The following is an 11,897-nucleotide window of genomic DNA, read 5'->3' on the forward strand; positions in this document are numbered from 1 at the left end:
AGGGACGAGGTTAAATAAACGGAATCGTGGTTCCACCCTTTTTTCCGCGCGGCCGATTGTTTCGGACCTGCGGCTCTAAACTCTGTAACGGGAGTTCCCGTCAGCTATTACTGGCGCTTCTTCCGGCGTTCACAGCTGAAGTTCAAAGGCGGTAAAGACAATGATCCATAGCTGGAAAGCTTTCAGCCTGGGCTCTCCTCTCTTATAAAGCCGGTATCAATGCTTCATGTCCTTATCAATACGTGTAGCAATCATTAATCTTTTATGTATTATAAAATGTCTGCGAGAAAAATGCAACTCGGTTTTCCGTCTGATTTCGCACAGACAGCCCTGCCGCTTACGCAAGGCCGTCCGTACGGCTATCCTTCCGTCTTCTCGGCTGCAAACGCGCCCAGCGGAAAAAGGCGCACCCTCTCCTGAAACACGTTTTGAATCGTTCTGGACATCATATGCTCCGGTTTGTCCGTATACAGTTCTACCGTCTCAGGCGCAATGGAGATCAGCGGCGCAAGGAGATGGGAATCTATATACATCGGGTGCTCCCGCACAAACCGTCTGTCTATGTATTTTTTCTGTTCCCGTTCTGACAAATAGCGCAGCTCCCACAGCGTAAAAGCCCGGTCATGTACGATGCGGACTTTCTTCATCCGCGGCGGATTGGATGTCACATAATCTCTCAGAGACTGGATAAAGTTTTGATATTCCTGTTCCATCCGATATTCATCTATCGCAGCCTCCGCGTATTCTCTGAGCCGCTCATAATACCTGCCGAGCCGGAACGTCTGAAACGAACGCACGGAAAAAACACCCGCATCAAGTGAAATCGTCCGGAGCGCATCTGAAATAAACTGTGTGCGCGGCTCTTTCTTCGGCTCGAACGGATGATCATCAAGCTCTCCTTCCATAATGCTGTGTGCAAGCTGAAGGATTTGCTGCTGTTCATCCTGATCGGTGAAGCAGTATGCATCCTCAATAAGCGAAAGCATATGCTCGTCTTCTTTGCATTCCAAAAAAAACCTGACAAGTATCGGCTCAATAAAGCGCTGAACGCAAAAAGCCGTTTCAGACCTTGCGATTCCGACTTTTTTTATGCCTTCACGGACAATAAAATGTCTCCGGTCGTCCGATTGCTGAATGAGATGTAAAAAAGCGGCAGTATCGTGGTCATCTTCAAAGATCACTTCAAGCATATTTGTCCCCCCTTACGGCATCTGTTACAAGTATATGGGGGATGTTTTTAAAATAGACGTAAAGGTTAGCTTTCACCGCCGAACAAATGGCGCACCTTCTTTTTAAATATAACGGGAAGCGATAAAAATACGATGTAAAGACAGATCACGCCGAGTACGGTCAGCACATTGCCGGACATAAAGCTCGCGCCGAGCACATTCAGGACGATCGTCCCCGGAATGATGCCCGCTGCGGTCGCCAAAAAATACGTCATCGGCCTGACTTTCGATAGGCCCGCGGCATAGCTGATCACATCAAAGTTAACAGGCAGAATACGCAGGATAAAAATATAAAAGAAGCCATTGGTTTTCATCTGCTTTTGAATGGCTTCCATTTTTCCATGACGGCTTTTCTCATTAAAGGCAAACAGCCCCGCCGCAAAAAAAGACGCGGCGGCAGCGCCCATTGAGCCCGCCAGCGTATACACGGTGCCGAAAAACGGGCCGAACGCCAATCCTCCGGCGACGGAAACGATTGATACGGGAAACAGCACAAAAGGCCTGACGATGGAAATTCCGATAAACACAAGCGGCGCAAAAACACCGAACGATAACACCCACAGCCGTATCTCCTTAGGCGACAGATTCAGATATTTGCGGTTTGCCCACAGCAAAAGGCCCGCTCCCGCCGCAGCCGCAGCCCAAGTGACAGCCTTCTTATTCCTCATTCCCTCAAATCCTTCCCATTGGACGCCGGCATCATGAACGGCGGCGGTTTTCCCCGTCAAGACGGACGGGCGAAGCCAAATATAAAATCCGCTCCATCAGTCTTGCCGCTTTTACTTCTTCCTTTTCTCCCCGCTGTGAATACGTAAAATGATGCTTCAGCTCGTCAGGTGAGAAATTAGACGAGAAGAAAGTGGGAAGCTGCTGGCTCATTCTGTGCTGAAGCACGGTGCCGATGACCTCATCTCTGACCCAGCTTGTCATTGACTCCGCTCCGATGTCATCAAGCATCAGTACGGGCGTCGTTTTCACCATATTCAGTTTCGCCTCCAACGACTGATCCTGGAGCGAGTTTTTCAGCTCTCTGACAAATTCGGGAACATATACGATCATTGATGAATACTCTTTTTCCGCCAGCTCATTGGCAATGGCGGCTAAAATAAATGTCTTCCCGATTCCGAATTTTCCGTACAGATACAGCCCTTTGCCTTTCCCCGTTTCATTATAGCTCTTCAGAAAATCCGTCACATGCTGGAAAATGCCGACTCTGCTCGGATCGGTAATGTCGATCTGCTGAAACGTCGCGCCGAGAAGATCCTGCTGGATATACATGCTCTTCATCAGGGACTTTTGCCTTTTCTGGCGGTCGAGCTTTCTCTTTTCCGGACATTCGTAATATTCAATATCGATGGAACGCCCGTTGATCACAAGCTTCGGATGATAGCCTTCAAGCAGGCTGTTCGTCCGGCTGTCTTTCGAACAGAAGGCGCACTGTTTGCTTTGCTGAACGAATTCGTACAGTTTATTTAACCCTCTGTCAATCATGCTTTGATTGATTACATCTTTCTGTTCCTTCAAAAAAGCCTGGACGTCTTCGTCGGCCATGACTTGCTGCTGCATTCGTTCCAGGCGTTTTTGAAAGTCAGGTCTTTTCGTCACGCCTTCTAAGGATCGGCTGATCGGTTCCATTCAATATCACCCCGCTTCTCTGTCTCAATAGGCAGAGTATTTTTTCAGTTTTTTCATTTCTTCCATCATTTTTTTCTTCTGTTCTTCAAGATCCTGCGCGGAAAGAGCCGGCTGTTCTTGTTTCTTCCCGGTTTCTTCTTTCATCCAATCAGGGCGCTTTTCTTCCCGGACGGTTTTTTTGCCGCGCGCCGCGCCGTTTGTTTTGCCGTCCGCCCAATCAAGATATTGCCTGTGCTCTTCTATTGCGAGCTTCATTGCTTCCCGTACCGTTTTGACTTTCTTTCTGGCCCAGTGGGCGGCGATTTTTTGGATATAGTTTTTGGACAGCTTCATATCCGTTTTCAGCATGACATAATAAATCAGCACATTGGTGACGCCGGGCTCAAGCTTTTGTTCGAACATAATATCGGCAATAATCTGCAAGTCGGCTTTTGACGGCTCGGTCCCGTCCGCAATGTCCTGAAGAAGCTTTCTCGGTGATATGGTCTCAAGCTGTGCGATGAGTTCGCCGTTCAATGAATCGTCCTTTTCCGTCCGGTTTTCTCTCAAGGTGACAGGCTGTGTTTTATCAATCAGTTCCGGAAGCTTACCGCTTCTTTCAATTTGGTACCAGTCGCTGGCCGCTTTCCTCAGCGCTTCGGCCGTTATCGTATCCTGTTCATTAATTGCGGTCATGACGACGTGCTGCATGGAGATAGGATCTATTCCGTATAAATATGAAAGCTTTTTAATGCTCTCCCGCACGTCCTGCGTGATTGATTTACGCGGTATCATCGTTTCTGACAGTCCCGCCATGAAAAGCTCAAAATCAAATACTTCCTCCGTCACCGTATAGGAAGGCGCTTGTCCGACAGACGCCGTCTCATAGTCCTCGGGGAGCTTCATCGCCTCTTCCATATCAGGCGTCATTTTCCATTCGCTCGGCTGAAAAGAGGCAAAAGCGTGATTAAACGGACGGGTAATTTCCCTTGCGCCCGCGCCGACGGAAGGGTGCGTGTAAAATTGTCTCAGCTGCTGGTATTTCGTTTTACCGACTCTGTTATAAAGAAAGACATTCAGCATGCCGTCTTCAAAAAAATCATTCGGTCTGAGCGGGGGCAGCAGCTCATAAATAAACATCCGCTCTTTCTGCTCGGACTCCCGGATATACACTTTCAGCAGCCCGATTCCTTCAAGCTTTCCCTGTTCATGATGAATCTTTTTTAAATTTGACTGCATCATGCCCATCAGCTGCCTGTGCGTGGATTCCGCTCCCCACAAGCGGTTCTGCTCAAGCTCCCCCCATAAGGTCATATAAAGGGAGAATGCAAAAGAACCGATCAGCGGCTGGTACAGATGTGTCAAAACCTGTCTGTCGACATCCTGAAGAAGCGAACGGCTTTTGACCGTATAAGGATCTACAGGTAATACGTCATTCCAATAGTCAGCCATGATTCTCAAACCTTCCGATATGTTTCTACTCTCATTTTACACCGTTTCTGCGATCTATCAAATGCCAATTTTGCTCATGAGAAAAGAGCCAGACACAATCTCTTAGCTCTCTCAGCGTTCTTTCTTTATTAAATCTTTCAATTCATCGATAAACACGTTTATATCCTTAAACTGCCGGTAGACGGAGGCAAAGCGGACATAAGACACCTCATCGATTTTCGCCAGACGGTCCATTACCATTTCTCCGACAAGTTCGCTTTTGACTTCAGATACACCTTGGTTTCTCAGCTCTTTTTCAATGTCAAAGCACATGTCTTCCAATGTTTTTAAAGGAACGGGCCTTTTTTCACAAGCTTTAATTAACCCGCGCAGCATTTTTTCACGGCTGAATTCTTCCCGGACGCCTTCTTTTTTCACGACGATCAGAGGCATCTCTTCAAACTTCTCAAATGTAGTGAAGCGGTAATGGCAGGCTTCGCATTCCCGCCTTCTGCGGATTGATTTCCCTTCGTCCGCAGGCCGTGAATCAAGTACGCGGGAACCGTTGTGCTGGCATGAAGGACATTTCAAATTGGATCAGCTCCCATCTGTTTCGTTGCTGTAATGCGGTTCGCAAGCTTCCGGTAAATGCCCGCCAACGTTTCTAGGATGAGCCTATTTGTTGGGAGAGCCGATAGACCGGCCTTATCTTTTCTATTTTACAAAAAAAATGCTTAAAGAAAAAGCAATGCTGTTTTTTTACATTAGAAAAGGAGCATCAGCTTCAAAGCGCGTAATGGCTTTTTCAGCTTAGCTCCCTTGTGTTTGCGTTTTGAAAATTACAGTACTTTCGCTTGTGCCTGTTTAATCTGTACAGGCCCCATTCCTCTCGGTATTTCAATGTTTTCTCTTGTATCTGCATGTAATGCGTCCGCAATGTAATCCGCAGCCACATTAGGATCCAGGTCTCCACAAGTATAAACATCAATGCTTGCATATCCGTGTTCAGGAAAACTGTGAATCGTTAAATGTGACTCAGAGATAATAACGACTCCGCTTACGCCTTGCGGTGCAAATTTGTGAAATGCGACCTCGCGCACTTCAGCTCCTGATTTCAAAGCAGCATTTACAAACGTTTTTTCAATAAAATCCATGTCATTGAGCTTATCAAAATCGCATCCCCATAGCTCGGAGATGACGTGACGCCCCATTGTTTCCATAATCATGGACCCCCCTTAACAAGAATTAAAAAAGTGAATTTCCGAGAACTGACCCGGCCATTTACCACGGGGGAAAGTTAGTCCGGAGAGGTCCTAACCCTTTAAGTAATTCCGAAGCAGTCACGAGCAAGAAGTTCACGAAAGATAGTATACTGTGTTTAAGTTTATTTTGCAAGGTGTGTTTTTTGCGAATATGCCGTTAAGGGTTTTTTTCTAACAAATGTCCATGATCTTTAGTCTACACAGCTGACGGGTGTTTCATTCGCGCGGCGACGTGACGGATAAGATCAACGACCCGGCAGGAATATCCCCATTCATTGTCATACCAGGCGAGCACCTTTACTTTTCGGTCTTCCATCACCATCGTTGTCAGACCGTCGATGATCGCAGAGTGTGAATTCGTATTATAATCCGAAGAAACGAGCGGCTCATCCGAATAATCAAGAATGCCGTACATCGACGTTTTTGCGGCTCTTTGGAAAGCGGCGTTCACTTGCTCGGCCGACACATCTGTTTTCAGATCGCAGACAAGGTCCACTAATGACACATTCGGAACGGGAACACGCAAAGCGAGACCGTGAAGTTTTCCTTTCAAATGAGGAAGCACGAGCGACAGCGCTTTGGCGGCGCCTGTAGAAGTCGGAATGATGGATTCTCCGCACGCTCTCGCCCTCCGCAGATCTTTATGCGGATTGTCGATATTTTTTTGATCATTCGTGTAAGCGTGAACAGTCGTCATCAGGCCGCTTTCAATCCCGAATTCCTGATCAAGCACTTTGACGACCGGCGCAAGACAGTTTGTCGTGCAGGATGCATTTGAAATAATGACATGTTCATCGGGATTGAACTGCTCTTCATTTACTCCCATGACAATGGTAACGTCTTCATTTTTGCCCGGAGCCGTTAAAATGACTTTTTTCGCCCCTGCTTCAATATGGCTCATTGCTTTTTCTTTTGAATTAAATTTTCCCGTTGCCTCTACGACGATGTCTATTCCGCATTCTTTCCACGGAAGCTCTCTCGGGTCCCGGCGATTGAACAGCATAATATGTTTTCCGTTGACGATCAGGCTGTCGTCGGAGGTCTCAACTTCTTGATCGTATTTGCCGTGAATTGTGTCATACTTTATCAAATGAGCAAGCGTTTCCGGGGGATAGCTTGCATTAATGGCTGTTATTTGAATTTGATCATCTTCCATTGCTTTTCTGAACACCATTCTTCCGATTCTTCCAAACCCGTTGATTGCTACTTTTACCTTCATGCTCAGGTCACCCCTTTTTAATATGCCACTCTAATTTACCTTTATTTATATATAGTATAACACATTAAAAGAAATCCGCCAGTACAACTTGATAAAAATCCACCCTTATACCGATCAATATGTTGTTCAATCGGTTTTTTTGCATATAAAATGATTTTTCTTCCATAAAAAAAGCAGGATCAGCGTCTCAGGCTGCCTGCTTTTTTCTTATATTTGTCCCGGTTCTTTAAATTTGTCATTTAAAATGCTGTCCTCTAAAACGGAAGACACCTCGCCGTACCGTTTAGCAATATGCATCGCGCCCCAGTCGCACAGCGCGTTTAAAATTCTTTCCAGACTGTGCCCGTATTCACTCAGCTCGTATTCCACTTTCGGCGGCACCTGATTGTATACGATCCGGTTGATGACGCCGTCAGCTTCCAGCTCCCGCAATTGCTGTGTCAGCATCTTCTGGGTGATGTCCGGCATAAGCCGCTTCAATTCGCTTGTCCGTTTTTTCCCGCGCATGAGGTGGCAGAGGATCACACACTTCCATTTTCCGCCGATCACTTCAAGCGCCGCCTCTACGGATATATTGTATTTTTTCTTCAGCAACGGTAATTCCTCCTCATCTATAGGAACTAAAAAGTGCCTATGGCACTTAAAAGTACGTTCTTTTCAATGACACTTCTATCGATCATAATGACATTTGCCGGCTGAAAAGGAATGTACTCTTATACTTATATCGTTTACCCGGCATCATTTCAACCATACATTATCGTTCAAGGAGGAAAACAGATGTCTTCACATCGCCAAAGCTATTTACCAGCGCTGCTGGCATTAGCCGTCAGCGCTTTTGCGATCGGCACAACCGAATTTATCAGCGTCGGGCTGCTGCCGCTTATATCTCAAGATCTGCATATACCTGTGACCACGGCGGGACTTACCGTTTCCATGTATGCTCTGGGCGTGACATTCGGCGCGCCGGTTTTAACGTCTCTCACATCCGGCATGTCGCGGAAAACGCTGCTGCTCTGGGTGATGTTAATTTTTATCGCCGGAAATACACTCGCAGCGAGCGCTTCCTCAATCGGCGTCTTACTGGCGGCACGGGTCATTTCGGCTTTTTCCCACGGCATTTTCATGTCAATCGGGGCAACAATCGCCGCCAATATCGTGCCGGAGCATAAAAGAGCAAGCGCGATTTCTATCATGTTTACGGGGCTGACGGTGGCTACGGTGACCGGCGTTCCATTCGGCACCTATCTCGGCCAGCAATTCGGATGGAGAATCGCATTTGCCGTCATTGTGGCGGTAGGAATCATCGCATTCCTCACAAACGCGCTTCTCGTTCCGTCACATTTGCGCAAAGGGACGAAAACCGCATTTGCCGAGCAGGTCAAACTCGTCACAAACGGCCGGTTATTGCTTTTATTTATCATTACCGCGTTAGGCTACGGCGGAACGTTTGTCGTGTTTACGTATTTATCTCCGCTTCTTCAGGAGGTAACCGGTTTTCAGAAAGAAACCGTCGCGGCCATCCTGCTCATTTACGGAATTGCGATTGCCATCGGAAACATGATTGGCGGCCGTTTATCAAACCGAAATCCGCTGAAAGCCTTGTTTTATATGTTCATTGTCCAGGCTGCTGTGCTGTTTGTTCTGACTTTTACCGCGCCGTTTAAAACAGCCGGGCTGATCACCATTATTTTCATGGGGCTGTTGGCGTTTATGAATGTGCCGGGGCTTCAGGTATATGTCGTGATGCTGAGTGAACGTTTTGCGCCAAGCGCCGTTGATACAGCATCAGCATTAAATATCGCGGCATTTAATGCCGGAATCGCGATCGGCTCGTTTGCCGGCGGACTCATTACAGACTCAATCGGAATCATTCATACCGCTTGGATCGGGTCGCTGATGGTGCTCAGCGCGGTCGTATTAACCGGATGGAGCAGGAAGCTTGAAAAGCGGGATCGCACTGCCCTTGAAAGGAGGTGAGTTTTTCTTCAGCGCATTTTGATTGTTTCAACAGACAACTAATAGGAGGAATATATACATGACAACACATTTACAAGCAAAAGCAACATTGCATAACGGAGTAGAGATGCCTTGGTTCGGCATCGGAGTTTTCAAAGTAGAGGAAGGCGCGGAACTCGTCAACGCGGTGAAAACGGCATTGGTGCACGGCTATCGCAGCGTTGATACCGCCGCGATTTACGGAAATGAAGAAGGTGTCGGCGAAGGCATCCGCCAAGGGCTGCAAGAAGCGGGATTAAAACGTGAAGACATTTTTGTCACGTCAAAAGTGTGGAATGCCGATTTAGGATATGAAGAAACGTTAAAAGCGTTTGACACAAGCTTAGAAAAACTCGGTTTAGATTATTTGGATTTATATTTGATCCATTGGCCTGTCGAAGGAAAGTACATCGATGCGTGGCGGGCGCTCGAAACTCTCTACCGGGATGGACGCATTAAGGCGATCGGGGTCAGCAATTTCCAAATTCACCATCTGAAACATCTCATGAAAGAGACGGAAATCAAGCCGATGATCAACCAGGTGGAGTACCATCCTCGTCTGACACAGAAAGAACTGCTTGCTTTCTGCACTGAACAAGGCATTCAGCTTGAAGCGTGGTCGCCATTGATGCAAGGTCAGCTGCTTGATCACACCGTCTTACAGGAAATCGCTGAGAAGTACGGCAAATCAGCCGCCCAAGTGATTTTGCGCTGGGATTTGCAGAACGGTGTCATCACCATTCCGAAATCAACGAAAAAACACCGTATTGAAGAAAATGCAAATGTCTTTGATTTCGAACTGTCAGCTGACGATATGAAGCGGATTGATGATCTGAACGAAAATCTCCGTGTCGGTCCTGATCCTGACAATTTTGATTTTTAACCAGAAAAACACCGTTCGGCTTTCCGAACGGTGTTTGTTTATGCCCAGCCGCTCAATACTTCCTCAAGCTGGTGCTTTGTATATTCAAGACTGCCGCTGTTATCAATGACGGCGTCAGCTTTTTTTGTTTTATCCGCTAAAGGCATTTGCGACGTTATCCGGCTCATCGCTTCTTCTTCTGTAAGGGAATTCCGCTCCATCAGCCGTTTAAGCTGAATGTCTGCCGGTACGGTGACGACGAGCACCTTGCCGACAAGATAATCAAGCCCGCTTTCATACAAAAGCGGTATATCCAAAACGACGAACTGCTCTTTTCGCGCAACGGCTTCATCCCGCTGTTTCAGCATTTCCGCACGTACTGCCGGATGAACGATCTGATTCAGCTTCAGACGCTTCTGTTCGTCAGTGAAAACGATAGAACCGAGTTTTTTTCTGTCAATACCGCCATTTTCCAGCAGGATGTCTTTTCCGAATGCCTCCACAATTTGTCCGTAAGCCGGCATTCCTTTTTCCACCGCCTGTTTTGCGATGACATCCGCATCAATGACTGTTATTTTTTTGTCGATCAGCATACGCGCTACCGTGCTTTTGCCGCTTGCGATGCCTCCCGTTAAACCGATGACCAAGCTCAAAAAGCCCACTCCTTCTTACATTTTCCAAATCCCGATGATAATCAGCAGGACTCCCGGCAAAAATGTCATTTTATCTATCCAATTCCATCTTGAAAGCAAATGCCCCGCGTTTATGCCGAGTGAAACAAACAGCGAGCTCATCAGCCCGACAGTCACGCTCATCATAACCGGAGAAAAGCCGAGAATGGCCGCTCCCAGCCCGGCGCCAAACGCGTCAATGGATAAGGCGATACCGAGCAGAAGCGCCTCGACTCCGTTAATGGTTCCGGATTGATCAATATCGGCGCTGGTCGGTTTTTTCAAAATATGAATGACGATGCCGAGCGATTTCACTTCAAGATTAAGTAACGTTTTTTCATGCAATAAGTAATCCGGCTCTTTAGCCGGTTTGAAAAATTGCCAGATGACCCATGCCCCGATTCCGATTAAGATCAGTCCGCCCAGTTTTTCCGTGACGGATACGGGAAAAATCTTTGTCAGAAAATGGCCGATCAGCATGGATATAAACATCACAGAGGCTGAACAGCAAGCGATCACGGCAATCGCTTTGAACGGGATTTTCATTTTTCTCAAACCATACGTAAACCCGACTGAAAAACTGTCCAAGCTGACAGCAAAAGCCAAAAGCAGCAAAGAAACAATCTCCATATCCGTTTCTCCCTTTCTCTTGATCGGCAATTGTGACATATGCCTATTGGGTGAATCACAATATATATATGGAGAAAGGTCATCAACTGTGTTAGAAAAAAGTCATTCTGCTGCCGCCTGCTTGAACCGCTTCAGTTTATGATTTTTTTTGGCAGCGGGCGCAAAAATGCGTACCCCTTCCGCCGACCACGATTTTAGAAATCATCGTGCCGCACGTTTTGCACGGTTCATCCTTTTTGCCGTATACGTAATGTTTGAGCTGAAACATTCCGATTTCCCCTTGAGAATTGATATAAGACCGGACGGTGCTCCCGCCCGCGTCAATCGCTTCCTGAAGGGTGTCTTTAATTTCTGTATGAAGCGTTTTTATCTGCCCGTCTGACAGACTGCTCGCTTTTGTCTCAGGATGAATACGCGCCCGGAATAAAGCTTCATCGACATAAATATTGCCGAGGCCGACGACCGCTTTTTGGTCGAGCAGGGCTGTTTTCACCGCGCGGTTCGTTTTTGCAAGCCGCTCTTTTAAATAAGCAGCGGTAAATGCTTCATCATCGGGTTCGGGCCCGAGCTGTGAAAGCGGTAATGCATTCAATTCCTCTCCCGGCGCAAACAAATGCATCGTGCCGAATTTCCGGACATCCCGGTAGCGGAGCTGTGTTCCGTCCGTCATGTGAAACACGACGTGCACATGTTTATCGTCAGGTTCATCGGCCTGATGAAGACCGTATTTCCCCTCCATCCGCAGGTGGGACACCATGACATAATGATCCAGATGGAAAAGCAAAAACTTTCCCCTTCTTCCGATGGATCGGATCGTTTCTCCTGCAATCTGCCGCGCGAATTCCTCCGGCTCGGCGGGTTTTTTGATGATATTCGGCCATCTGATATCCGCCGATTCAATCGTTTTCCCCTTCACAAGACCGGTCAGAGTGCGCCGGACCGTTTCAACTTCTGGTAATTCCGGCACAATCATCACTTCCTTTT

At 47.2% G+C, this 11,897-nt stretch carries 13 protein-coding genes; 2 read left to right on the forward strand and 11 right to left on the reverse strand.

The window, feature by feature from the left end; translation table 11 throughout:
- Positions 1 to 359 precede the first annotated feature (359 nt).
- The 8 genes from ytxC to NYE62_RS14535 all read right to left on the reverse strand — a co-directional run bounded on the left by ytxC (position 360) and on the right by NYE62_RS14535 (position 7,349).
- Positions 360 to 1,190, reverse strand: a complete 831-nt coding sequence (gene ytxC / locus NYE62_RS14500) for a putative sporulation protein YtxC (RefSeq protein ID WP_015240356.1) — start codon at positions 1,188 to 1,190, stop codon at positions 360 to 362.
- A gap of 65 nt (positions 1,191 to 1,255) precedes the next feature.
- Entirely contained in the window at positions 1,256 to 1,897 is a 642-nt protein-coding gene (locus tag NYE62_RS14505; RefSeq protein WP_007408086.1) for a TVP38/TMEM64 family protein, read from the reverse strand.
- Positions 1,898 to 1,928: 31 nt separating this feature from the next.
- Entirely contained in the window at positions 1,929 to 2,864 is a 936-nt protein-coding gene (gene dnaI / locus NYE62_RS14510) for a primosomal protein DnaI (protein WP_012118157.1), read from the reverse strand.
- 24 nt (positions 2,865 to 2,888) lie between these two features.
- Entirely contained in the window at positions 2,889 to 4,295 is a 1,407-nt protein-coding gene (locus NYE62_RS14515) for a replication initiation and membrane attachment family protein (protein WP_015417981.1), read from the reverse strand.
- A gap of 111 nt (positions 4,296 to 4,406) precedes the next feature.
- The gene (nrdR, locus tag NYE62_RS14520) at positions 4,407 to 4,865 is read right to left on the reverse strand and encodes a transcriptional regulator NrdR (protein WP_003152473.1); all 459 of its coding nucleotides are present in this window, start codon (positions 4,863 to 4,865) and stop codon (positions 4,407 to 4,409) included.
- A gap of 248 nt (positions 4,866 to 5,113) precedes the next feature.
- Positions 5,114 to 5,494, reverse strand: a complete 381-nt coding sequence (gene speD / locus NYE62_RS14525; RefSeq protein ID WP_003152471.1) for an adenosylmethionine decarboxylase — start codon at positions 5,492 to 5,494, stop codon at positions 5,114 to 5,116.
- A gap of 238 nt (positions 5,495 to 5,732) precedes the next feature.
- Positions 5,733 to 6,755, reverse strand: coding sequence for a glyceraldehyde-3-phosphate dehydrogenase (locus NYE62_RS14530; protein ID WP_007408083.1), 1,023 nt, complete (start codon positions 6,753 to 6,755; stop codon positions 5,733 to 5,735).
- Between the two features lie 207 nt (positions 6,756 to 6,962).
- Positions 6,963 to 7,349: a winged helix-turn-helix transcriptional regulator gene (locus tag NYE62_RS14535; RefSeq protein WP_003152469.1), complete on the reverse strand. Its 387-nt coding sequence runs from the start codon at positions 7,347 to 7,349 to the stop codon at positions 6,963 to 6,965.
- A gap of 183 nt (positions 7,350 to 7,532) precedes the next feature.
- Between NYE62_RS14535 and NYE62_RS14540 the strand changes: the two genes are divergently transcribed.
- Positions 7,533 to 8,732: an MFS transporter gene (locus NYE62_RS14540; RefSeq protein ID WP_342497018.1), complete on the forward strand. Its 1,200-nt coding sequence runs from the start codon at positions 7,533 to 7,535 to the stop codon at positions 8,730 to 8,732.
- A 58-nt stretch (positions 8,733 to 8,790) separates the two neighbouring features.
- Positions 8,791 to 9,633 (forward strand): aldo/keto reductase, encoded by an 843-nt coding sequence (locus tag NYE62_RS14545; protein ID WP_007408081.1) that lies wholly within the window; start codon positions 8,791 to 8,793, stop codon positions 9,631 to 9,633.
- 38 nt (positions 9,634 to 9,671) lie between these two features.
- Here NYE62_RS14545 and coaE read toward each other — a convergent pair whose 3' ends face one another.
- The 3 genes from coaE to mutM form a co-directional block, all read right to left on the reverse strand.
- Positions 9,672 to 10,265 (reverse strand): dephospho-CoA kinase, encoded by a 594-nt coding sequence (coaE, locus tag NYE62_RS14550; RefSeq protein WP_061890767.1) that lies wholly within the window; start codon positions 10,263 to 10,265, stop codon positions 9,672 to 9,674.
- Between the two features lie 15 nt (positions 10,266 to 10,280).
- Positions 10,281 to 10,913 carry a sporulation membrane protein YtaF gene (ytaF, locus tag NYE62_RS14555; RefSeq protein ID WP_003152461.1) on the reverse strand — a complete coding sequence of 211 codons (633 nt, stop codon included), beginning with the start codon at positions 10,911 to 10,913 and terminating at the stop codon, positions 10,281 to 10,283.
- A 136-nt stretch (positions 10,914 to 11,049) separates the two neighbouring features.
- Positions 11,050 to 11,880: a DNA-formamidopyrimidine glycosylase gene (gene mutM, locus NYE62_RS14560; RefSeq protein WP_326254566.1), complete on the reverse strand. Its 831-nt coding sequence runs from the start codon at positions 11,878 to 11,880 to the stop codon at positions 11,050 to 11,052.
- Positions 11,881 to 11,897: the final 17 nt, after the last annotated feature.

It is taken from the genome of Bacillus sp. FSL K6-2861 (genome assembly GCF_038630725.1).
GTDB classification, from domain to species: domain Bacteria; phylum Bacillota; class Bacilli; order Bacillales; family Bacillaceae; genus Bacillus; species Bacillus velezensis.